The following is a 24,597-nucleotide window of genomic DNA, read 5'->3' as shown; positions in this document are numbered from 1 at the left end:
AGGACTAACGCATGACTGTTCTATATGAAGGAACATTAAAACAAAACGAACAACCATTTCACGTTACATTACTATCAAGAAAGCACATCGAACAAATTTTATCATTACAAAACATTATAGTTGAAGCGTTGGAAGATAAAAGTCGTTTACAACCACTCTCACAAGAAGAATTTCAATATATTCTAGAAGGAAACGGCATGATGATTGGCGCTTTTATCGAAAATGAACTCGTCGCATTTCGTGCTCTACTCGTCCCTCCTATCGACGATGAACATTTAGGACTCGATATCGGATTACACGAAAGCGAACTACAAAGAGTTATCTATCAAGAAATCTCAAACGTTCATCCGAACTGCCGAGGAAATGGGATGCAAAAAATATTAGCAAAAGTCATTATGGAAGAATTGCAAAAAGAAGATAGCAAATATGATTATGTATGTTGCACCGTTGCTCCTTTTAACATTCCAAGTTTGAAGGATAAGTTTGCGCAAGGGATGGAGATTGCTGCGCTGAAAGAGAAGTATGGTGGTAGTATGCGGTATGTTTTTGTGAAGGAATTGCGCAGAGATAAAGAAAGAGATTGGACAGATGTTCAAAGTATTCTAATGAGTGATGCTAATGGACAGCAGGCTTTGCTTTCGGAGGGGTATCGTGGGTATGAGATGGAGAAAACAGCAGATACTTTCATTGTGAAGTTTGGGCGATAATCTATATGCTCGAAAAAAGGGGATGTCCCTTGTGACATCTCCTTTTTTCGATCCTTTGAACAATTTTGTGGTAAATGAAATTATATCAACGATTTTTCGAATATATCTATCATAACTTACAATATATCAACGGTTTTTCAAATATATCTATCAAAACTCACAATATATCAACGATTCGACAAGGAATATCGATTTACCGACAAAAATCGATATTCCTAAATCGTCATCTTCCAACTAGATAACGCTAACCAATTCTCCATTTCCTTATAATCAGGCATTATCTTTCCGACAAGGCGCCAAAAAGAACGATCATGATTTAAATGAACCATATGGCACATTTCATGAACAACTACATAGTCAATCACTCGCTGTGGTGCCATCGCTAGCTTCCAATTAAATGTTAATTGTAAATTAGAATCACAAGTTCCCCACGTACGACTACTATCTGTAATACGAATAGATCGCGGTTTTGTTTTAAAATTACTTTGATGCGCTTTAATACTCTTCTCTACTAGCGCTTTACACTGCTTATAATAAAATCGTTTTAAAGCTTGTTGTATTTTCTCATCCTTAAGCTCTTTCACATAAATATGTAGCTTATCCCCTTCAAACACTGCATTGTCTTGCTCCATACTTGTATCTTGAGAAATCTGTATCGGATACGTACTTCCTAAATACAGAAATTCCTCTCCTTGATCATAATCTTTTTCCTGTGGTCCAAGCACTCGCTCCTGCATTTCCTTACGGGTTCTCTGAATCCAATCCCACTTCTCCTCTAGCAACTGGACTAAGTATTCAACAGGTGTCCCTTTTGGAGCTTGCACTTCCACATTTCCGTACGAATCTACAAAAAGACGCACGGACTTTTTCTTCTTATAAGTTATATGAAAATTAATTGTCTCACCTAAATATGTATGTATCATTTCATCACCTAGCGTATTATTTTACAAATAAAAAAGAGTAGGATACAAACGTCCTACTCTACTTATTATATCATTTACTGCTTTAACAAACTCATTATCCTCTATACTTTACAGCTAATCCTTTAATGAAATTCCTTGCGTATCTATCGCCGCACTCTTTGTAATTCTTATGGCCTTTCTTTCTTAATAAGGCGCCTAATTCTCCTTTTGTCACCGTAACTCCTACGCTATCTAATATATCAAGCACATCCTCAGTCGTTAACGATAGTGCAATTTTCATTTTCTTTAGAAGAAGGTTATTGGCACTCTCCTTGCTCTGTACAGGTGCCGGTTGTCCTGGTTTCGGATCTTGCTTTCCTCTTTTTAAAGTAATAAATCCATTTAAAAATGCCTCTAACATCATCATATCGCATGTTTTTACGTACTCATCTTCGATTATATCAGCATCTTCAGGTTCATGCTGAGGAGCTCTTTTTATTTTTGTAAGCATATCAACTACGTCTTCTTTCGTTACTTCCATCCCGCCAAGTTTAAAGATTTCCACCATATCTATATCTCTTATATCTAAAGCATATCTTACTCTCTTTAATATATCGTTGTTGCTCATTGCCATTGTTTTGCCTCCTGAAATATTGATTATAGTAATGCTTTTAGCATGTATAAATTAATGTCGTCAAGTTACTACTTTAACATTTTAGGGGGAGGTTTTGTAGTCTTAGGTGGATTAATGCTTTTGGGGATGATTTTAAAACAGCAACATATGTTGTTTAGGCACTTGTCATTATCCATTTATACCCAATTAAATTATTTAATTGGGTATAAAAATGCTGAACGAAATTTCGGACATGAGGACCCAATGCTAACAGAATATACATATGGAGAGTCAGGAGCTAATACCGAAAAGCTCCTAAAAGTACAGAAGGGAGATTCACTATTAATTAACACACTTGAAAATGGACTAACCTAATATAGGTTAGTCCATTTCTTTTTATGCAACTCTAATTTAGTGGGCAACTCAAACATGAATGTTACGCAAAATTCAGGTGAAATATATTGATTATGTTTACTTAGGTTTTACTTTTTATTTGCGTTACGGTTCACCGTAACTAATCTAAACGAGGTTATTGTTTATTATTTGCATAGTTAAATTTAGCAAAAAAAGTCGTGCCTTCCGATCCTGTTTGAATTTCTATTTTTGCATTATGACGGGCAGCAATGGCATAACATATACCTAGCCCCAATCCAGTTCCATTATCTTTGGTCGTGTAAAATGGAGTACCCAGTTTCTCTAATACTTCAGGTCTGATACCTTTTCCTTGATCACGCACTGCAAGCACCACACAATTTTGACCTTCCTTGTAGGTACTGATGGTTAGAACTTGCCCTGTGCTCATCGCTTCTAAGCCATTACGGTATAGGTTTATTAATAATTGCCGTATCTCGTTACGATTTAAAAGTAATTCCGGAATGTCATTTGTATCGACTTGAATATATTTATTTTGATTATGCGTATCAATCTTTATTAAAGGAATCGTATCATGGATAATTAAATTTAAATCTAACATCTGCAAATCCGATTTCTTTGTATTACCCATTGAGAGAAATTCAGTAATAATAGAATTGGAGCGGTCAAGTTCTTCTATCATTAAATTAAAGTATTTATTATGTTTCTCATAGATGTTCTCTTCTTTTAATAACTGCAAAAATCCTCGTACTGTTGTCATTGGATTTCTAATCTCATGGCTAATACCTGCTGCCATTTGCCCTATTAAATCTATGTTTGATAACCTTTTCAATTCCTGCTCATATTGCTTTTTTTCCGTTATGTTTTTAAAAATACAACAAATACCATCATCATACGGGTATGCACTAACTTCGTACCAATATTCATCAGATATAGAAAGAAATTCGAAATGAACTGTAGTTCGCTCTGACATTGCACTATGAAATTCCTTATACATAACTGTGTCGACGCTACTCGGGAAAACCTCCCGTATATTCTTGCCTAATACATCTTTTGCTGTTTTTCTTTGTGGAAAATATTGATGCTTATTTACGTACGTAAATTCCCATTTATTATTCAAAGTAAAGAATCCATCCGTAATACTTTCGATCACACTTGTAACTTTTTCATTAGCAGCAGCTAGTTCTCTCGTTCGCTCTTCCACCATGCTTTCAAGTTGATCCATATATAACAAGTTTGAAAACGTAGGAGCTGTAGCATCAACGATAGATTTTGCCAATTGAATTTGGGAATTATCGTAATTGTAAAATTTTCCCTCTTTACCAACAACAATTACCCCTAATACTTCTCCCATTGAAACCAATGGGATCATCAAAAGACCCTTACTATCTATATTTTTTGTTTGAATAACCTCTTGGATCTTGGCGTCATAGCTTTTTTCCATCCAATCCACTTCTGTCCAATTACAGTCCTTACTTAACTTCGTTGTTTTAATCGTTTTTTTGTCTAACGGGTCTAAAAGGTGGGCAGCCACGTTTTTACTCTCTAAAATCTGTCCTAAGTAAAAAAAACATTTATCAAAACTCTCCTGTATCGAGGAACACATTGATAAATCACGGGTAACATTTAGTAACAACTGCTTCTCGGCAATAAGGTTTTCCTTTTGTGTTAAATTATTTGCGTTTTGAATTGCGACCGCAGCCATATTTACATAAGCTTCAACACTTTGAATTTCTGAATCTGTTAAGTTCATTGGAGTTCCATAATCAAATAAAAAAACCAGACCAAATAACTCTTGCCCGAATGAGATAGGCAAGGCTAATAAGGACTTAATTTTGAACGCATCAACTGGTCTAGGATCCGGCCGATGATCCTTTGAGGTATCAGGAATATAGATCGTTTTTTTGGTTTCAATAACTTCTTTTGCCAGTAAGTCTATTTCAGGATCAATTACTTGCGTATCGAGCGTTACACCATTTATGGTCTCTGGTTTTCCTGCAAACCCTCTAAATGTTCCATCTTCCTGGGGTAAATAAATTCCAACAGCATTGCACCTAACAATCTCCTCTGATATCGCCATTGTTACACGCTGCAATACTTCACGTAGTTCTAATTTTGTATTTATTATTTTTGTTATATTCGCGAGCCTAGAATATCTCGCCTGATCACTTAACATTCACATGGCCTCCAATTATAGGCATAATAAAATAAACATGATAATATCAGTGAAAATCAAGATCAACCTGCCATTTCCGATTTTCTCCTGTATTCTTTTCTTCCCCCTGTTTTACATAGAATACCTCAATTACTTATGATACAGCTCACCTTAATTAAACTGAAACAAACGCTCATAAAATCGATACACCCCAGCAGCTCTAACTTTCAAAAGTTACACTGTTTCACTATCTCCAGCCGTGTTAACACTTGCCTCAAACTTATCAAGCAACGCACGCACCTCATCAGTCGATTTCGTGCTCATCAATTGATTTCTTAGTTCCGCAGCTCCAGGGAATCCTTTTACATAAATTTTGAAGAAGCGATGAAGTCCCGTGATTGAGCGTGGCAGTACTTCTGCATATTGATCTTGTAAATCAAGCTGTAGTCTTAAAAGATCTAAGTGTTCTTTACTGCTATGCTCTCTTGGCTCTTTTTCGAAAGCAAACGGATTTTTAAAAATACCTCGCCCGATCATAACGCCATCAATACCGTATTTTTCAGCAAGTTCCATTCCAGTTTGACGGTCAGGAATGTCTCCATTGATTGTTATTAACGTATTTGGTGCAATGCGGTCACGTAATTTTTTAATTTCCGGAATTAGTTCCCAGTGCGCATCTACTTGGCTCATTTCTTCTCTTGTACGTAAATGAATAGAAAGGTTTGCAATATCTTGTTTAAAAATATGCGTTAACCAATCTTCCCACTCACTTAACTCTTTAAAGCCAAGTCGCGTTTTTACGCTGACAGGTAATCCGCCCGCTTTTGCTGCTTGAATTAATTCTGCTGCAACGTCTGGACGTAGAATAAGGCCGCTACCTTTTCCTCTCGATGCTACATTCGGTACTGGGCATCCCATATTAATATCGATACCTTTAAATCCTAACTCTGCCATACCTATACTCATTTGACGAAAATATTCAGGATTATCTCCCCAAATATGTGCTACCATTGGTTGTTCATCTTCTGTAAAAATTAAACGGCCACGTACACTTTTCATACCTTCTGGATGGCAATAGCTATCCGAGTTTGTAAACTCTGTGAAGAATACATCCGGTCGGCCAGCTTCACTTACTACGTGACGGAAAACGACGTCTGTCACATCTTCCATTGGTGCAAGTACGAAAAATGGTCGTGGTAATTCACGCCAAAAATTATCTATCATTTCAAATTCAAATCCTCTCATTATGAATGCAATTTCAAACTCTCAATTTATAATTTGTGAAAATCAGCAATATTTATTTTAACTAAAATCGCTTATGAATGGTATTTTTGTAAACCAAAAAGCAGATGGTATAGATTTTTCCTATATCAACTGCTTTTCTATTATACCAACTTAAGCCAAGCCACACACTCCACATGAGTCGTATGCGGGAACATATCAACAGGCTGTACTTCCTGTGTTTTATATCCGCCTTCTTCTAGTACTTTTAAGTCGCGTGCTAATGTTGCTGGGTTACATGATACGTATACGACGCGCTTTGGTTTCATGTCGATGATTGTGTTTAATAGCGCTTCGTCACAACCTTTACGCGGTGGGTCTACGACCATTGTGTCGGCGATTACGCCTTCTTTGTACCATTTTGGAATGACTACTTCTGCTTCTCCTACGCCAAATTCAGCGTTTGTCATGTTGTTTAGTGCTGCGTTACGGTTTGCGTCTTCGATTGCTTCTGGGACGATTTCAACGCCGTACACTTTTTTCGCTTTTTGCGCTAGGAATAAAGAGATTGATCCGATTCCGCAATATGCATCAATTACTGTTTCGTTACCATCTAACTTTGCGTATTCTAGCGTTTTATCGTATAGCACTTTCGTTTGTTCTGGGTTTACTTGATAGAATGAACGTGCTGAAATCGCGAATTTAATGTCACCGATAAAGTCATAAATATATTCTGATCCGTACAGTACTGTCGTTGTATCACCGAAAATAACGTTTGTTCGTTTCGTATTTACGTTTTGAACGATTGATTTTACTTCTGGGAATTTCGCTGCAATTTCCTCAATGATTGCTTTTTTGTTTGGTAATTCTGCTGTACGTGTAATGAAGACAAGCATAATTTCCCCTGTTACTTGTCCGTAGCGAGCCATTACGTGGCGTAGTGTTCCTTTGTTACGCTCTTCATTGTATGCCGAGATACCATGTTTCTCACAAATACGTTTCACTTCTTGAATTAATGCATCGTTTTCTTCTGCCTGAATTAAGCATGATTCCATATTAATGATGTCATGCGTTCCTTGACGATAGAAGCCAGCTACAAGTCCGCCTTCACGTTCCCCAATCGGTACTTGTGCTTTATTACGGTATACCCATGGGTTTTTCATGCCTAGTACAGGATGAACAGGGACATCGCTTAACCCGCCGATACGCTGCATAACGTCACGTACTTGTTTTTCTTTCGCTTGTAATTGTCCTTCATATGTTAAGTGCTGAAGCTGACAACCGCCGCACTGGTTGTATACTGGGCATTCTGCATCTTTACGATACGGGCTCTCTGTATGAAGTTTTATCAAACGACCAAACGCGAAGTTTTTCTTCACTTTAATAATTTTAATTTGTGCTTCTTCACCTGGTAGTCCGTTTTTAACGAAAATAGGATAACCCTTTATTTTCGCAACACCGGCACCATCGTGTGTTAAATCTTCAAATACTACATCTATAAACTCGTTTTTTTCAACTGGTGGCGTCATTTTTGTACTCATTTTCCGACCTCTCTTTTTCATAACACTGCGTTACATTTTATCATACTTATATGGTCTATTTCTATTGGAAGAAAAAAAGCTATTGACGATAGTTCTCTAGTAATGTTACGCTACTACTAATTTAATACGGACGATGTTACCTCATATATACTCGATAATATGGATCGAGAGTTTCTACCCGGCAACCTTAAATTGCTGGACTATGGGGAAAACTAATGAATATTAGCCTATGCGCAAAAAAGGACTCATATTGATTAGCTTTCTCTCATAGATGAAAGTGAATCCATATGGGTCTTTTTTTATTTTTACTTTTCTAAAAGGTCAGACATCTTACGTATGACATAAAACCTCTTTGTTTTATTTTTAGTAATATAACGAGCGTTTTATGTACAAACTTTATACGAACTTCTGAAAGGGGCAACTACATGCAATATGTAATGAGCATTATCGGTATTCTTGTCGTTTTAGGTTTATGTTTTGCTTTGTCAAACAACAAAAGTAAAATCAACTTCCGCGCAATTGCAATTATGATTGGTTTCCAAATTTTAATCGGTTGGTTTATGTTTGCTACAAAGGTTGGTCAACAAATCATTATTTTCATTAGTAAAGTTTTCAACAAACTAATTAAACTTGGTACGACAGGTGTCGATTTTCTCTTTAATGGGATTCAAAGAGATTTTGTCTTTTTCTTAAATGTATTATTAATTATCGTATTTTTCTCAGCACTACTTTCGATCTTTAGTTATTTAGGTGTTTTACCATTTATTGTTCGCGTTGTCGGCGGTGCAATTTCAAAAATTACTGGTTTACCACGCGTTGAATCATTCCACGCAGTAAACTCTGTATTCTTCGGTTCAAGTGAAGCGTTAATCGTTATTAAAAATGATTTACAGCATTTTAACAAAAACCGTATGTTTATTATTTGTTGTTCTGCGATGAGCTCCGTTTCTGCTTCTGTTACAGCATCATACGTAATGATGTTAGATGCGAAATATGTACTAGCTGCTCTTCCGCTAAACTTATTCTCAAGCTTAATCGTTTGTTCGTTATTAACACCAGTTGATACGAAAAAAGAAGACGAAGTGATTCAAAAATTTGATAGAACTCTATTTGGAGACAGTTTTATTGGCGCAATGATTAACGGTGCGCTTGACGGGTTAAAAGTAGCTGGGATCGTTGCTGCATTAATGATTGCTTTCATCGGTGTTATGGAAGTTGTAAACTACGTAATTAGCGCAGCTTCAGGTGCAATGGGACATGCTATTACGTTACAACAAATCTTCGGTTATATACTTGCTCCATTCGCATTCTTAATGGGTATTCCAACTCAAGATATTATCCCAGCTGGTGGTATTATGGGTACGAAGATTGTATTAAACGAGTTTGTAGCAATCCTTGATTTAAAAGAAACAGTTACAACATTAGCTCCACGTACAGTTGGAATCGTTACAGTATTCTTAATTAGCTTCGCAAGTATTAGCCAAATTGGTGCGATTGTTGGTACAATCCGTGCCCTTTCTGAAAAACAAGGAAGCGTCGTATCTAAATTTGGTTGGAAAATGCTATTCGCGTCAACACTTGCTTCTATTTTATCTGCGACAATCGCTGGATTATTTATCTAATAAAAAACTCCACCTTACTTCTATTTTTCTAAATGAAGTTTGAGTGGAGTTTTTTACTATCTTCTATATATAAACTACTCCAAAAAAACGCAAGACCCCTTTCCGAATTATTCCAAAAATGTATTCCCCTATATATTCTATGATGATATGATGGACAAGGGTATAAGTGACTATAATTAAAACACAATAGAAGGATGATAGAATGAAGAAATATACATATATCGCTTTACTTTCCTCTGCTATTCTCGTAGGTTGTAACACTAGTAATGCTAGTGATAAACAAATAAAAGAAACAACAGCGGAACAAGCAGTTGAACCAAAAAAAGCACAAGCAAAAACAGTAGAAATCCCTTTAACGCAAGGGGCTATCACATGGGATTCGTATGAATATAACGCACAAAACACCACGCTTTATACAAAAAACTTAAGAGATTCATTTAAACAAGTACGTTACAATATTTGGCGCACTGCCGATGGACCTGAAAGCAAACAAACTTTTACTTCACAAGAAAAAGATCGTGATTTTGCCCTCCCACTTCATTTAAAAACATTTCATTTAAAACGTGGAGAATTTCAAATTGAAACAGTAGGGATTAAAGAAGATAATACGGAAACAAATCTAGTAACATCTAAAATTACATTCCAGCAACATGTACCATTTTTGATGTATCATGCGATTGAAAAATACCCTGGACCAGGTGATGGTGATTACGGCTTATACGTACCGCCTGAACAATTCGAAAAACATATGCAGTATTTAAAAGATAACGGTTATACGATGCTCACATTTGAACGTTGGAATGATATAAACCGTGTTAATAAACCTATTTTTATAACAATGGATGATGGTCGAAAAAATAATATGAATGCTCTTCATGTTTTACAAAAATTAAAAGATGATACATTCCAACCTGCAGCAACTGAATTTCTTACTTCAAATGAGATAGACAAACCGAACCGTCTATCAACAGATGATATAAAACAAATGATAGATTCAGGTATTTTTTCTATTCAATCTCATACTGCAAATCATACAATGATGGCTCATTCAGGTAATTATGATGAGGAATTAAGCGGTTCTAAAGAAAAAATTGAAACTCTTACCGGTAAAAAGGTCATCGCTCTCGCCTACCCAGTCGGCTCTTATAATGACCCAGCTGTCGAAGAAACAAAAAAACATTATGAGTTCGCAGTAACTACCGATCACGGCAATCATATTACAAAAGGCACCCCAAACGAGCAACTCTTAATTAAACGCCATTTTGTAGGACCTGATATGTCAATGGAGAAATTCGCATCTCTTATAAAGTAAACCATAAGATATTTTAAATCTTACTAAAAAATGAAAGAAGAGATCTGTTTACAGTCACTAACCTATCCCCCATCTAAAAATGATACGATAAACAAGGGTAAGTCCCCACCGCTCTTACAGCGGTGGGGATTTTAAATATAAGTATGCAACATACTACACAATAGAAGGTGATTTTATGAGAAAATACGCAACAATTGCTTTATGTACGTCTGCTATTCTAGCAGGATGTAATACTAGCACTATAAGTCCAGAACCTAAAAAAGAGAAAAAGGTTCAAGAAGTTAAAAAACAAGAGGAGACTGTGCAAGAACAAGGTAAAATTTCTTATAATCCGATTACACACGATTCTACAAACACAAGTATCCATATTACAGAAATAAAAGATTCTCTAACCGAAGTACAATATAAAATTTGGCGCACTGCGGATGGAAAGGAACATGCTAAATCTTTTTCTTCTAAAGAAAAGGAGAAACAATTTACACTTCCATTTGACATAAAAGAATTTGAAGGAAAACGCGGTGAGTTCCAAATTGAAGCAACAGGAGTCAAGGAAGATGGAAAAATCATCTCACTCACAAAATCTGCTATTACTTTCGAGCAAAAGGTTCCCGTTCTTATGTACCATGCAATCGATGATTATCATGGACAAGGCATTAAAGACTTATTCGTATCACCTGCTAACTTTGAAGGCCAAATGAAATATTTAAAAGATAACGGTTATACATTATTAACGTTTGAACGCTGGGGCGATATTAATAAAGTCAACAAGCCAATTTTTGTTACATTTGACGATGGTATGAAAAATAATATGACTGCATTTCATATTTTGCAAAAACTAAAAGACGATACTTTCAAGCCGACAGCAACAGAATATATGATTGTTGATAATGTCGATGTTGAAAGTTCTCTCTCTACAAATGAAATAAAGGAAATGGTTGATTCCGGTATTTTCTCAGTGCAGTCTCATACAGCAACACATGCTGATTTACCGAAGATTACAAACTACGAAGAAGAATTAAAAGGATCGAAAGAAAAGCTAGAAAAAATAACAGGTAAGCCCGTTATCGCAATTGCTTATCCATTCGGCCATGTAGATGATAAAGTCATTACAGAAACGAAGAAATATTATCAATTTGCGACGACAACAAAGCCTGGAAAGTTCATTACGAAAGGTGAACCAGATGAGTTGCTAAAAATGAAACGTGTTCGTATACACCATACAACTACAGTTGAACAGTTCGCTTCTTCCATTAAATAAATGTGAGAGCTCAATAAATTTTGAGCTCTCTTTTTACTTTATATTTATATATATTTTTAGAATTTTCTTGTATTATATATAGTAAGAAATCTTTCAAACTAAAGGAGATTATACATATGTCATTTGAACAAACGTTAGAGAAGTATGCTGCCCTTGCAGTTAATGTTGGTGTTAATATTCAACCCGGACAAACTTTATCAATTAGCGCACCTCTTGAAGCTGTACAATTCGTACGCCTCGTTACAGAAAAAGCATATAAATCTGGTGCAAAACACGTATATGTTGATTGGAATGATGAGACGTTAACACGCTTAAAGTTCGATCTAGCTCCTGAAGAAGCATTTGCTGAATTCCCTTCTTGGAAAGCACATGCTCGTGAAGAATTAGCAAAAGAAGGCGCTGCATTTATGTCTATCTATGCAGAAAACCCTGATTTATTAAAAGGTGTAGAAGCAACACGTATCGCAACAGCTCATAAAGTAGCTGGTGAAGCGATGAAAGTATACCGTGATTACGTACAAGCCGATAAAGTAAGTTGGTGTGTAATTTCTGTTCCTACGAAAGAATGGGCTGCGAAAGTATTCCCTGACGTAGCGCCAGATGAACAAGAAGCAAAGTTATGGGATGCTATTTTCAAAGCTACTCGTGCTGATTTAGAAAATCCTGTAGAAGCATGGAAAGAACATGATGAAACATTACATACAAAAGTGGATTACTTAAACGAAAAGCATTATAAAGCTCTTCACTATACAGGTCCTGGAACAGATTTAACAATCGAACTTCCAGAAAAACATGTATGGGCTGGTGCCGGTAGCTTAAATGAAAAGAACGTACCATTTATGGCTAATATTCCAACTGAAGAAGTATTTACAATGCCACTTAAAACAGGTGTAAACGGCCAAGTTTCTAGTACAAAACCGTTAGTATTTGCAGGTAATATTATCGATAATTTCACGTTAACATTTGAAAACGGACGTATCGTAGACTATAAAGCTGAAGCTGGTGAAGAAGCTTTAAAACATTTAGTAGAAACAGATGAAGGTTCTCACTTCTTAGGAGAAGTAGCTTTAGTACCTCATGACTCACCAATTTCAAACACAAATGTTTTATTCTACAATACACTATTTGACGAAAATGCATCTTGCCACCTTGCAATCGGAAATGCTTATGCATTTAACTTAGTTGGCGGAAAAACAATGTCTAAAGAAGAACTTGCTGAAAACGGAGCAAACACTAGTATCACACACAACGACTTCATGATTGGATCAGCTGAGCTTGATATTGACGGTATTACAGCTGATGGCAGACATGAGCCTATCTTCCGTAAAGGTAACTGGGCGTTTTAAATTAATTACCATAAAGAAACACATTGGATAATCCAATGTGTTTTTTATTTATTTGGTTTCAATTCAAATTTTATCGTTCTATTCTCACGTGTAAACTCCGGCCTGTATGTGGCGATATATGTATTTTCTTTATCTACATCAAATCGCATGATGTCTTGGATTTTTTCATCTGGTGCTACCTTTTTACTAATGAAGCTATCATATTTATATTCTTTAAACTTTGTACCTTTCTTATTTGTAATCTCAAATTCGTAAAATGCAAAAGGTATTTCTTTTTTACTATTATTTTTCACCGTGAAAACAATCCCTAAAATATCATCTTTCTTTTTATCTATGGTGTAATCTGGATACCCTAATTGGACTGAATCGAGAGTTACTTGCAAACCATCTACATCTACTGTCTCACCTATTTTATAAATTTTTTCTTGAACGTTCTCTTGTTTACTTTCATTACTATTTTCAGTCTCGGTACAAGCACTTAAACTAAAAACTATGCCACAAATTAAAACAATTTGACTCACCTTTTTTAACATACTTTTTCCTCCACATAAGACAACATTTCATATGTATCATAACAAAACCCTTCACACTTTCTTGTCATATTTTGTCGTATTAATTGCTAACTTCACAAATAGAAAAAAGCTATCTTCTACACAAGATAGCTCTCATGATGCCGATGATACTTTAAGTCCAATTACACCTAAAACGATAAATAAAATACAACACGCTTGGAATAAGTTAATATGCTCTTTAAAGAAGTATATACTAATAATCGTAATAAGTAGTGTCCCTAGGCCAGACCAGATCGCATAAGCAATACTTAAGTGAATCTTTTTTACAACGATAGCAAAGATACTGAAACAAATACCATAACAAACGAAAATAAGTACACTTGGAACAAGCTTTGTTAAGCCATTCGATAATTTCATCGCAATCGTTCCAGCTACTTCAAAAATAATTGTAACAAGTAATAATAGCCAATATATCATACTGGAATCTCCTTCTCTGTTACCTTATAGAGATTCTAGTGTACTACTTATAATCCTAATGAAATGTATTTGATTTCTAAATATTCCTCGATGCCGAAATGACCGCCTTCACGCCCGATACCACTTTCTTTAAACCCACCGAACGGCGCTTGTGCAACTGACGGAAGACCATCATTTAAACCGATAATACCGTACTCTAGCGCTTCACTAATTTGGAACGCTTGGCTAATATCCTTCGTAAAAATATACGCAGCTAAACCGTATGGTGTATTATTTGCACGTTCAATTACTTCTTCAACTGTTTTAAATTTCGCAACTGGTGCAACTGGTCCAAATGTTTCTTCAGTCATACAAAGCATTGTATCATTTGCCAATCCAATTACAGTCGGCTGAATGAAATGTCCATCTAGCTCTGTAACCTGTTGGCCTCCATATAAAAGTTCTCCACCTTTTTGAACTGCATCTTCAATATGTTCTTGTACTTTTGAAACTGCATTCTCATCAATAAGTGGTCCTACAGTAGTTCCCGCACCGAATCCTTCTCCGACTTTAAGTTGCCCTACTGCCTTTTGGAACTTCTCTACAAATACTTCGTATACTTCTTCTTGAACGAATACTCGGTTTGTACATATACACGTTTGTCCTGCATTACGGAATTTCGAACCAATAACGGCTTCTACCGCTTTATCTAAATCTGCATCATTCATTACGATAAATGGAGCGTGACCACCTAATTCTAATGAAACTTTTTTCATCGTTTGCGCAGCGCTAGCCATTAACTCTTTCCCAATTTCCGTTGATCCTGTAAAGGACACTTTTCGAACGCGCTCATCTTCCATCCACGTATCAGCAATTGCTTTTGCACTACCTGTTACAATGTTTATTACACCTTTTGGAATTTCCGCTTCGTGTGCTAATTCAGCTAACTTCAATGCAGTTAACGGTGTTTGACTTGCAGGCTTTACAACTGCTGTACAACCTGCTGCAAGCGCTGGAGCTACCTTTCTCGTAATCATAGCCGCTGGGAAGTTCCACGGTGTAATAGCTGCCATAACCCCAACTGGTTGCTTCATAACTAAAATACGTTTGTTCGGATGAGAAGCAGGAATCATTTCACCGTATACGCGCTTCCCTTCTTCTGCATACCATTCAACAAAGCTATTTGCATAATTCACTTCACCAAGCGCTTCTGCAAACGGCTTTCCTTGCTCCTTCGTCATAATCGCTGCGATTTCTTCTTTATTTTCATCAATAAGTGTGAACCACTTTTTTAATTTCGTTGCACGATCCGCGGCTGTTAATTTTGACCATGTTTTAAAAGCCTCATGCGCCGCATCAACGGCTTGCTTTGCCTCTGTTATCCCGCCCTTTGGTACAGTTGCAAATATTTCTTTCGTTGCTGGATTGTTTACTTCGATTTGCTCTTGCAGTGTAATCCACTCACCATTTATATACATCGCTTTTTTCTCTACATTTACAAACGTCGATTTTTTATCCAATGTTTTCTTCCTCCTCTATGAACTTCTTAATCTTCCTAGTGGCAGCAGATTGACTTATTTTTAAAAACTCTGCTACTTTATAGCTTGATCCACATGTTTTATACGCTTTTAAAATAATATTTCGTTCCACTTCTTCCAACATTTTATAGAGACTTTGACCTGACTGTTCAACTGTTGATTCCTGCATTGCTATTGGTAAATCCTCTATCGTAACGATATCGTCAGCAGTAATAACAATTCTTTCAATTACATTCTCTATTTCTCTATTGTTTCCCTCCCACGGGTATCCAACAAACATTTGTAACGTACTAGGTGCTAACTTTACATCACGTCCGTACTTTTTATTAAAGTGCTGTAAATAATGATAAACGAGTGGTAAAATGTCTTCTGTTCTTTCCCGAAGTGGCGGAATTGAAATCGGAATGACATTCAGACGATAATATAAATCTTTCCGAAATGTTCCTCGTTTCACCATCTCACTTAAATCTCTATTTGTTGCCGCTACAATTCGAACGTCCACCTTTTTTAATTCTCTTCCGCCTATAGGACGAAATGTTTTTTCTTGCAATACTTGCAGAAGCTTCGCTTGAATTTCAAGCGGCATTTCACCAATTTCATCTAAAAATAGAGTCCCTTTATGTGCTGACTCTAATAATCCCTTTTTCCCTTCACGATTTGCACCTGTAAAAGACCCACCTGAATATCCAAAAAGCTCCGATTCAATTAAATTTGTTGGCAAAGCCGCACAATTAATTTCATAGAAACTTTCATTCTTCCGGTGACTTACTTCATGTAGATGACGTACTAAGCGGCTTTTTCCCACGCCTGTCTCACCTAAAACGAGAACAGTACTATCTACCACAGATACTTTTTTAATCGTTTCTATTATTTTTTGCATAGCAATGCTTTTAAAAATAAGTCCTTCATGTTCATATGTTTCCCTTAATTCTTTTTTGTATGTTTTTAACTGATTATCCATTTCCTCTACCTTTTGTCGTAATTGATAGAGTTCAGTAAGATCTCGAGAATAACTAATCACTCTTCTTAAATTTCCCTCATCATCAAAAACTGGCCTCGTCCGAACATGTAAATACTCTCCCGATTTCGTCGTTTGAACGAGTTCAATCGGTCTCTTTTTTTCAATTACTTCTAATGTTGCAGATGGATAAAAGATTCCATCCTTTTGTAGTTCCTTTACATGTTTACCTACTAACTCTTCAGCAGCTAGTTGATAGTGCCTTTCGCATGTACTATTTACACGTACAACGATTCCCTGCTCATCTGTAACAAAAATTTCGTCAAACGCATATTCAAATACATCTTTTAAATCCATTAACACTCGTTCCTTTTCTGCAACCATCCTAGCCACCCCTAACTTCAAATCCATCGATTCACTTCACTACCTTTATTATAAAGTGAATTTTCTGCATTTTATATAGAGTCAGCTAGAATGTTTGCGATTTATCATTCAGTTTTTATACACGGGCGATATTTGCTTGCTCATAACAAGCTTGTAATGATTCTTCAATAATCGTTAAACCTTCCTCAAGTTGCTCACCTGTAATAACCAATGGCATTAATACACGGACAACATTTCCATATGTCCCCGCAGATAATAAAAGTAATCCTCGTTTATTTGCTTCCGCACACAAATTAGCTGTTAATATTTTGTCAGGCACTTTCGTCTTACGATCTTGAACGATCTCAAATGCACACATTGCCCCTAATCCGCGCACATCACCGATGCAATTATATTTATTTTTCATCTCTTGGAATCGGTCCATTACGACTTTTCCTAATTCTATCGCTCTATCATTTAATTTTTCTTTTTCTATTACATCCAGAACCGCTAATGCAGCCGCACATCCTAATGGACTTCCTGCATACGTTCCACCAAGCTCTCCAGGTGCAGACTCATTCATAATTTCTTTACGTCCAATAACACCGCTTATCGGTACACCAGCTCCTAATGACTTAGACACTGTAATTAAATCTGGAACGACATCATAATGATCAATTGCAAAGTATTTTCCTGTACGGCTAAATCCAGTTTGAATTTCATCCGCTACAAATAAGATGCCATGTTCTGAACAAATATTGCGTACTTCTTGAACAAATTTCTTACTTGGGACGATAAATCCGCCTTCCCCTTGAACCGGCTCCATAACAACAGCTGCAATTGTTTCTGGTGCTACTTCTGATATAAAGAAGTTCTTAAACTCTTCAATGATAAAATCATCGTACTGCTCTTCCGTTAACCCCTCTGGACGACGGTATTCATATGGGAATGGCGCTTTATATACTTCTGGAGCAAATGGACCGAATCCAAATTTATATGGCTTTACTTTACTTGTCATCGTCATTGTCATCAATGTACGCCCGTGGAAACCTTTAGAAAACGCAATAATACCTGATCTTTTCGTATATTTACGGGCGATTTTCACTGCATTCTCTACCGCTTCAGCACCACTGTTTAAAAATAGTACTTGTTTATCAAAACTTCCTGGCGCTAATGCAGCAAGCTTTTCCGCTAATTCAATATATGGCTCATACATCATGACATTAAATCCCGTATGAATGTATTGATCTACTTGTTTATGAAGTGCTTCTTTAACAGCCGGATGACAATGCCCTACATTAATTGTCCCTATTGCCCCAGCAAAATCAATATACTGATTACCATCAACATCTGTTACAAGAGCTCCATTTGCAGATTGTACAAACGTTGATATGCCGTTACTTACTCCTTTTGGTACTATATTTTGGCGGCGCTCTAATAAAGTTGCTGCTTTTGGTCCTGGAATTTGTTCATTTACTTTAGCAAATTTTTTTGTGTTCATTGCGTACCCCATCCTTTTCTTTACATTGTTTTCTCTTTTTATTGCAAAATACATGCCAACTTTCCGTTCTAGTATTCATCCTATACTCTTTGTATCCAGGCATAAAAAATAAGTCTATAAAGACTCATCAAGAGTCTTTATAGACTTATTTCCCTTGCATACTAGACTTTCCTTGTTCCCAAATAAACTCACCTGAATGAGAAATAAACTCACCAACAGATTCTACGACTAAGTCCGCAAGTGGTTCTAAAGTTTTACGGTCCCCCGTACCAGATAGTACTCCAATAGCATAACAATCACCACCGTTTTTAGCTAAATATAGATCGGTTGGCGTATCTCCAACGACTGCCACCTCACATGCCTCTAAATGAAACCTTTCACAAAAGGATTCTATAATTCTTTTATCAGGTTTCTGTGCCGGAAACGTATCAGAAGCTACAATATAATCAAAAAAGGATTCTAATTGATATTGTTTTAAAAATAATTCTGTCGGCGCAAAATCATCAGCTGTAACAACACCTAAAATAAATCCTTTATCTTTTAAACTTTGTAAAATTCTTGGTAGATCTGCCGTCATTTTCATATAGGAACGATGCTCGTACATAAGCGAAAATAATTTTTCACTTACCCATTCATGCATCTCCTCTTCCTTAGATGACTTAATATACTTACAAAGCCCCTTTGCTACATCGAGGCTTGTTCCAGCCGCTAGTGCGCTACTTGGATGAACAAATACCCCATCCACACCAATCTCTTTTAATAAAGCTTGCTGCATTGACTCTGGTAATTGATATAAATTTATACATTCCGCTACAAGCTCTTCCGCTACTTTTATCCAAATTGAGTGAAAATCCATTAATGTCCCATCTTTATCAAATAGTATTGCTTTTACCTTCTCCATAGCACCCTACCTCTCATTTCTTATCCTCTTCAGTGTATCAATAAAATATGGATATAAAATAAATGAATTGTAAAAATACCATAAAAATCAAACTAACTTCCAATTTACAATTCTAATAAAAAAAGATGCCCTTACAGGGCATCCTCTTGATGTTCAGGAACAAATAATTCCAGACAATGATATATGTTTTCGAATTCCATCGGGGCATCCCCACCGTACTCACCATCTAAATTAATCATTAGTTTATCTGGTGAATGCACTTTAATTCGATTTGCTTGTGTGTATAGTACTTTCGGATTGTTAATATGTTCCCCACGCTGCGCTTGTGTTGCTGCTTTAATTAAATCAGCGATAGAACCTTTTTTCAGCACTAATAAGTCAAATAATCCATCGTTAATCGATGCATACGGTGCTACTTTTTCAAATCCACCAACTGAACGAGTATTTGTAATTAAAAACATCGTAATTTCTTCTTGTAATAACTTCCCATCATACTCGATTTCAACATATGTTGGATGTAATGATGGTAACATTTCTATTCCTTTTAAATAGTAAGCAAGTTGGCCTAATACTGTCTTTAGCTTGCTTGGTACTTCATATGTTAATTCTGTAATACGGCCGCCACCAGCAATATTAATGAAATATGTATCATTCGCTCTACCAAGATCTAAAGGAACTGTTTTCCCTTCACAAATAATATCGGCTGCCTCTTCTATAGCGCGAGGTACACCGATCGCACGTGCGAAGTCATTTGTCGTTCCAACTGGAATAATTCCAAACTTCGGACGATGCTCATGTCCTACTAAACCATTTACCACTTCGTTTAACGTACCGTCACCACCAGCGGCGATAACAACATCAAACTTACGATCCGCAGCTTGTCTCGCCGCTACAGTTGCATCTCCAGGACCAGTCGTCGCATGACAAGACGCTTCATATCCAGCTTGTTCTAATTTTTGTAATACTTCTGGTAAGCTCTTCTTAAATAGCTCACGCCCAGAAGTAGGGTTATAAATAATCCTTGCTCGTTTCATCATTTATTAGCACAGGAAATTCCTTATTCATTGAAAAAAAGAATACACCGAATTCTTATTCAGTATCCCTATGCCTACCTCCTCTCATCTTCCTATCCTTCTTTTATCCCGCTCAAACAGGCAGTAAGAACCCGATTGGTGAAGGCTAATAATCAACGGGGGATGAACACCCCCACTACTGATTAAAGTTTCACTTTATGTCTATCCATTCTTCCATAAAAATTTACATATAACGAATAATAATTATCTATTATTTCATGAGATGAAAAAAAACCTCTATGTCTAGATTTATCATTATTCCCACCTTTTTGCAACTATCATACCATAGTTGCTATACAAACATTTTTTCACTTTTGACAGTTAATCAAACGTTTATTTAAATTATTTTTCACCATTTAAACAAACGTTTGATTAACTCAGAAAAAACACCCAAATAAGGGTGTTTTTTCTGTTTAATCTTTAAGAATCTATACTATTTTAGCATTCAAAAATAAGAATCTCTCTCTTATTTTATCGCTTATTAATCTCTTCAAGTAAGATTTTGTTAACAAGCGGTGGGTTTGCTTGTCCTTTTGTCGCTTTCATAATTTGACCAACTAAGAAGCCAATTGCACGGTCTTTACCGTTTTTGAAGTCTTCAATAGATTGTTCATTATTATCAAGGATTTCTGTTACGACTTTACGAAGTGTACCTTCGTCAGAAATTTGAACAAGACCTTTCGCTTTAACGATTTCTTCTGGATCTCCACCTTTTTCAATTAACTCGTTAAATACTTTCTTCGCGATTTTAGAAGAAATTGTACCTTTTTCAATTAATTGAACCATTTTAGATAAACCAGCAGGCGTTAATGCAACATCTTTTAATTCTTTTTGTTGTTTGTTTAAGTATGCAAGTACTTCACCCATTAACCAGTTTGATGTTAATTTCGCATCTGCTCCATCTGTAATTGTTGCTTCAAAGAAATCAGACATCTCTTTCGTTAATGTTAATACGTGTGCATCATAAGCTGGTAATCCAATTTCAGCAACATAGCGAGCTTTACGTGCATCTGGAAGTTCTGGAATAGAAGCACGCACTTCTTCTTTCCACGCATCATCGATATAAAGTTCAACTAAATCTGGCTCTGGGAAGTAACGGTAATCGTCAGATCCTTCTTTTATACGCATTAAGATTGTTTTCTTCGTTGCTTCATCATAACGACGTGTTTCTTGTTGGATGATACCACCAGATAACAATTCTTTTTCTTGACGCACTTGTTCGTGCTCAAGACCTTTTTGTACGTAAGTGAATGAGTTTAAGTTTTTCAGTTCTGCTTTTGTACCGAATTTCTCTTGTCCAACTGGACGAAGGGAAATATTCGCATCACAACGTAGAGAACCTTCTTCCATCTTACAATCAGATACGCCAGTGTATTGAATGATTGATTTTAACTTCTCTAAGTATGCGTATGCTTCTTCTGGCGTACGCATATCTGGCTCAGACACGATTTCGATTAAAGGCATACCTTGACGGTTATAGTCTACTAATGACCCGTCAGCTGTATGCGTTGATTTACCAGCATCTTCTTCTAAATGAAGACGTGTAATACCGATACGTTTCTTTTTGCCATCTACTTCGATTTCAATCCAACCATTTTCTCCAATTGGCTTATCAAACTGAGAGATTTGGTAAGCTTTCGGATTATCTGGATAGAAATAGTTTTTACGGTCGAACTTCGTTTCCGTTGCGATTTCACAGTTTAATGCCATTGCAGCTTTCATTGCAAAGTTAACTGCTTCTTTATTTAAAGTTGGAAGTACCCCTGGGTATCCTAAGTCAATTACACTCGTTTGTGTATTTGGCTCTGCTCCGAATTCTGTTGGACTCGCAGAGAAAATTTTCGAATTTGTTTTTAACTCAACGTGAACCTCTAAACCAATAATTGTTTCTAAATTCATCTATGCTCGCCTCCTTACAGACTTGCTTTTTTTGTATGATAGTCTGTTGCTTGCTCAAACGCATGTGCAACGCGGTAAATTGTCGCTTCATCGAAGTGTTTACCAATGATTTGTAATCCAAGTGGCATACTATTAGCACCGAATCCACATGGAACAGAAATCGCTGGAACACCTGCTAAGTTTACTGGGATTGTTAAAATGTCGTTTGCATACATTGTCATTGGATCATCCACTTTTTCGCCCACTTTAAATGCTGGAGTTGGCGTTGTTGGTCCAATAATAACATCGTAGTTAGCAAATACATTTTCAAAGTCGTTTTTAATTAATGTACGTACTTGTTGTGCTTTTTTGTAATATGCATCATAGTAACCAGAGCTAAGTGCAAATGTACCAAGCATAATACGGCGTTTTACTTCGTCACCGAAACCTTCGCTACGTGTGTTTTTGTAAAGATCTAATAAGTTATTTACATTATCAGAACGAACACCGTAACGTACGCCATCAAAGCGTGAAAGGTTAGCAGATGCTTCAGAAGAAGATAATAAGTAATACGTTGCTAGAGCGTATTTAGAGTGTGGAAGAGATACTTCCTCCCAAGTTGCGCCCATACCTTCTAATACTTTTAAAGCAGCTAGTACTGACTCACGAGCTTCTTCGCCAACACCTTCGCCTAAGTATTCTTTCGGTACAGCAATGCGTAAACCTTTAACATCGCCTGTTAAACCAGCTAAGTAGTTTCCAACTTCAACATTTGCAGAAGTTGCATCCATGCGGTCAATACCTGAAATAGCTTGTAATAAGTATGCATTGTCTTCTACTGTACGTGTAATCGGTCCGATTTGGTCAAGTGAAGATGCGAATGCTACTAATCCGTAACGAGATACGCGTCCGTAAGTTGGTTTTAAACCTACAACACCGCAATATGCAGCTGGCTGACGAATAGAACCACCCGTATCAGAACCTAGAGAGAATAATACTTCTCCTGCTGCTACAGCTGCTGCAGAACCACCACTAGATCCGCCTGGAACGTAATCTAAGTTCCATGGATTTTTTGTAGCGTAGAAACCTGAGTTTTCATTTGAAGAACCCATTGCGAACTCGTCCATATTTAATTTACCGATTGTAACTGTGTCAGCAGCTTTTAACTTTTGCACAACTGTCGCATCGTAAATTGGATCAAAGTTTGCTAACATTTTGCTCGCACAAGTAGTACGAAGACCGTTAGTTACAATGTTATCTTTTACACCGATTGGCATACCGAATAATAAACCATTATCTTCAGCGCCGATCTTAGCATCTAATTCTTTCGCTTTCGCGCGTGCATTTTCTTCATCTAATGTAAGAAAAGCTTTTACGTTATCTTCAACATCCGCAATACGTTTGTAAGATTCTTCTACTAAATCCGTAACGGAAATTTCTTTGTTGTTTAACTTCTTATGTAACTCTGATACAGAATGATCAAATAATGACATCGAAATTCCCCTCCTCTATTCTAATACTGCTGGAACACGGATTTGATTATCTTTGTGATCCGGTGCATTTTTTAATACTTCTTCTACTGGTAAACCTTTTTCTGGCACATCTTCACGCATAACATTTTTCATAGTTAATACATGAGTTGTTGGTTTTACATCTGTTGTATCTAATTCATTTAACTGTTCTGCAAATGTAACTATTGCATCTAGTTGTTTTTGAAATTTTTCTGCTTCTTGATCAGTAATTGCAAGACGTGCTAAATGTGCTACGTGCTTTACATTCTCAACGGAAATTCTTGACACGGCTAGGCCACCTCCATAATATATCGTTCAATCTACAATACTATTGATGATACCAAATTTTCAGTACTTCAAGCAAGTCAACACATGGCACTTACGGCATTTTTACATAAAAAAAGAAAGGCAAACGCCTTTCTTTACAATTTACTCTTTATCTAACGGTTTATTTTTTGGAAATCTCTCGTTATCTTCTTCATTATCACGAATTGTTTTTTGTAATACAAAACAAGACATCGTTAAAAATAACGTTCCAATTAAATAGTACCCTTTTACACTAAGCGTTTCATCTAACGTGTAAATCCCAATTAGCATCCCTGAAAGCGCACAAACAAATGAAGTCCATGCTAAAAACGTGAACGCTTGCGTATTTCTTCTTCTCATCATTATCCCCCTTGTTAGATGCACATCCATTATAGATAAATATATTTACCGTTATGGATTTTTATGTAAAATTCTTTTTCTATTTATTAATCTATCATAAAAAAATGCCCTTTTAAAGATTGTTTTCTGTCTAATCTGAAAAATAAATTAAAAATATTGACATTTATTTCTATTCTACATAAAATAAAAAC

General features: G+C 36.3%; 22 protein-coding genes and 1 riboswitch. Of the genes, 6 read left to right on the top strand and 16 right to left on the bottom strand.

Features of this window, described 5'->3' with window-relative positions; all coding sequences use genetic code 11:
* The first annotated feature begins 11 nt into the window (after window positions 1-11).
* Window positions 12-707, top strand: a complete 696-nt coding sequence (locus ACUN26_RS25855; protein ID WP_000217534.1) for a hypothetical protein — start codon at window positions 12-14, stop codon at window positions 705-707.
* 215 nt (window positions 708-922) lie between these two features.
* Here ACUN26_RS25855 and ACUN26_RS25850 read toward each other — a convergent pair whose 3' ends face one another.
* Window positions 923-1,630: a M48 family metallopeptidase gene (locus tag ACUN26_RS25850; protein ID WP_000582098.1), complete on the bottom strand. Its 708-nt coding sequence runs from the start codon at window positions 1,628-1,630 to the stop codon at window positions 923-925.
* Window positions 1,631-1,724: 94 nt separating this feature from the next.
* Window positions 1,725-2,243, bottom strand: a complete 519-nt coding sequence (locus tag ACUN26_RS25845; protein WP_001251732.1) for a YehS family protein — start codon at window positions 2,241-2,243, stop codon at window positions 1,725-1,727.
* 114 nt (window positions 2,244-2,357) lie between these two features.
* On the opposite strand from ACUN26_RS25845, the gene ACUN26_RS25840 reads away from it, so the two are divergent.
* Complete coding sequence (locus ACUN26_RS25840; protein ID WP_000924184.1) at window positions 2,358-2,597, top strand: hypothetical protein; 240 nt, start codon at window positions 2,358-2,360, stop codon at window positions 2,595-2,597.
* 154 nt (window positions 2,598-2,751) lie between these two features.
* Here the strand turns inward: ACUN26_RS25840 and ACUN26_RS25835 are convergent, their stop codons facing one another.
* The 3 genes from ACUN26_RS25835 to rlmD all read right to left on the bottom strand — a co-directional run bounded on the left by ACUN26_RS25835 (window position 2,752) and on the right by rlmD (window position 7,511).
* The gene (locus ACUN26_RS25835; RefSeq protein ID WP_000947550.1) at window positions 2,752-4,770 is read right to left on the bottom strand and encodes a GAF domain-containing sensor histidine kinase; all 2,019 of its coding nucleotides are present in this window, start codon (window positions 4,768-4,770) and stop codon (window positions 2,752-2,754) included.
* Window positions 4,771-4,983: 213 nt separating this feature from the next.
* Window positions 4,984-5,973 carry a tRNA dihydrouridine synthase gene (locus ACUN26_RS25830; RefSeq protein ID WP_000566715.1) on the bottom strand — a complete coding sequence of 330 codons (990 nt, stop codon included), beginning with the start codon at window positions 5,971-5,973 and terminating at the stop codon, window positions 4,984-4,986.
* Between the two features lie 161 nt (window positions 5,974-6,134).
* Window positions 6,135-7,511, bottom strand: coding sequence for a 23S rRNA (uracil(1939)-C(5))-methyltransferase RlmD (rlmD, locus tag ACUN26_RS25825; protein ID WP_000105007.1), 1,377 nt, complete (start codon window positions 7,509-7,511; stop codon window positions 6,135-6,137).
* 121 nt (window positions 7,512-7,632) lie between these two features.
* Window positions 7,633-7,734, top strand: a riboswitch (purine riboswitch).
* Between the two features lie 202 nt (window positions 7,735-7,936).
* Here rlmD and ACUN26_RS25820 point away from each other — a divergent pair.
* The 4 genes from ACUN26_RS25820 (at window position 7,937) to ACUN26_RS25805 (ending at window position 13,049) form a co-directional block, all read left to right on the top strand.
* Window positions 7,937-9,133: a NupC/NupG family nucleoside CNT transporter gene (locus ACUN26_RS25820; protein ID WP_001200495.1), complete on the top strand. Its 1,197-nt coding sequence runs from the start codon at window positions 7,937-7,939 to the stop codon at window positions 9,131-9,133.
* A gap of 202 nt (window positions 9,134-9,335) precedes the next feature.
* The gene (locus ACUN26_RS25815; protein WP_000760986.1) at window positions 9,336-10,445 is read left to right on the top strand and encodes a polysaccharide deacetylase family protein; all 1,110 of its coding nucleotides are present in this window, start codon (window positions 9,336-9,338) and stop codon (window positions 10,443-10,445) included.
* A gap of 175 nt (window positions 10,446-10,620) precedes the next feature.
* Complete coding sequence (locus ACUN26_RS25810; RefSeq protein WP_001233762.1) at window positions 10,621-11,703, top strand: polysaccharide deacetylase family protein; 1,083 nt, start codon at window positions 10,621-10,623, stop codon at window positions 11,701-11,703.
* Between the two features lie 116 nt (window positions 11,704-11,819).
* Complete coding sequence (locus ACUN26_RS25805) at window positions 11,820-13,049, top strand: aminopeptidase (RefSeq protein WP_000007352.1); 1,230 nt, start codon at window positions 11,820-11,822, stop codon at window positions 13,047-13,049.
* 44 nt (window positions 13,050-13,093) lie between these two features.
* Here ACUN26_RS25805 and ACUN26_RS25800 read toward each other — a convergent pair whose 3' ends face one another.
* The 11 genes from ACUN26_RS25800 to ACUN26_RS25750 all read right to left on the bottom strand — a co-directional run bounded on the left by ACUN26_RS25800 (window position 13,094) and on the right by ACUN26_RS25750 (window position 24,406).
* Window positions 13,094-13,582: a DUF4352 domain-containing protein gene (locus ACUN26_RS25800; protein ID WP_000915101.1), complete on the bottom strand. Its 489-nt coding sequence runs from the start codon at window positions 13,580-13,582 to the stop codon at window positions 13,094-13,096.
* A 132-nt stretch (window positions 13,583-13,714) separates the two neighbouring features.
* Window positions 13,715-14,038 carry a DMT family transporter gene (locus ACUN26_RS25795; protein ID WP_000641000.1) on the bottom strand — a complete coding sequence of 108 codons (324 nt, stop codon included), beginning with the start codon at window positions 14,036-14,038 and terminating at the stop codon, window positions 13,715-13,717.
* A 47-nt stretch (window positions 14,039-14,085) separates the two neighbouring features.
* On the bottom strand, window positions 14,086-15,537 hold the full coding sequence (gene gabD / locus ACUN26_RS25790) for an NADP-dependent succinate-semialdehyde dehydrogenase (protein ID WP_000358974.1): 1,452 nt from the start codon (window positions 15,535-15,537) through the stop codon (window positions 14,086-14,088).
* A complete protein-coding gene (locus ACUN26_RS25785; RefSeq protein WP_000225129.1) occupies window positions 15,530-16,897 on the bottom strand; it encodes a sigma-54 interaction domain-containing protein in 1,368 nt (455 codons plus the stop codon). Before ACUN26_RS25785 ends, gabD begins: the two co-directional genes overlap by 8 nt.
* Window positions 16,898-17,012: 115 nt before the next feature.
* The gene (gene gabT / locus ACUN26_RS25780; RefSeq protein WP_001093028.1) at window positions 17,013-18,377 is read right to left on the bottom strand and encodes a 4-aminobutyrate--2-oxoglutarate transaminase; all 1,365 of its coding nucleotides are present in this window, start codon (window positions 18,375-18,377) and stop codon (window positions 17,013-17,015) included.
* A 145-nt stretch (window positions 18,378-18,522) separates the two neighbouring features.
* Window positions 18,523-19,278 (bottom strand): HAD family hydrolase, encoded by a 756-nt coding sequence (locus tag ACUN26_RS25775; RefSeq protein WP_000416652.1) that lies wholly within the window; start codon window positions 19,276-19,278, stop codon window positions 18,523-18,525.
* A gap of 131 nt (window positions 19,279-19,409) precedes the next feature.
* Window positions 19,410-20,315 (bottom strand): diacylglycerol kinase, encoded by a 906-nt coding sequence (locus tag ACUN26_RS25770; protein WP_000977668.1) that lies wholly within the window; start codon window positions 20,313-20,315, stop codon window positions 19,410-19,412.
* A gap of 507 nt (window positions 20,316-20,822) precedes the next feature.
* Entirely contained in the window at window positions 20,823-22,250 is a 1,428-nt protein-coding gene (gatB, locus tag ACUN26_RS25765; RefSeq protein ID WP_001047676.1) for an Asp-tRNA(Asn)/Glu-tRNA(Gln) amidotransferase subunit GatB, read from the bottom strand.
* Window positions 22,251-22,264: 14 nt separating this feature from the next.
* Entirely contained in the window at window positions 22,265-23,722 is a 1,458-nt protein-coding gene (gene gatA / locus ACUN26_RS25760) for an Asp-tRNA(Asn)/Glu-tRNA(Gln) amidotransferase subunit GatA (protein ID WP_000051450.1), read from the bottom strand.
* A gap of 15 nt (window positions 23,723-23,737) precedes the next feature.
* Window positions 23,738-24,028, bottom strand: coding sequence for an Asp-tRNA(Asn)/Glu-tRNA(Gln) amidotransferase subunit GatC (gatC, locus tag ACUN26_RS25755; RefSeq protein ID WP_000086999.1), 291 nt, complete (start codon window positions 24,026-24,028; stop codon window positions 23,738-23,740).
* Window positions 24,029-24,169: 141 nt separating this feature from the next.
* Window positions 24,170-24,406 (bottom strand): YiaA/YiaB family inner membrane protein, encoded by a 237-nt coding sequence (locus ACUN26_RS25750; RefSeq protein WP_001254393.1) that lies wholly within the window; start codon window positions 24,404-24,406, stop codon window positions 24,170-24,172.
* Window positions 24,407-24,597 lie beyond the last annotated feature (191 nt).

It is taken from the genome of Bacillus sp. WC2503 (assembly GCF_052682895.1).
The sequence above is the reverse complement of the archived record's forward strand: the minus strand, read 5'-3'. Positions and strand labels throughout refer to the sequence as shown.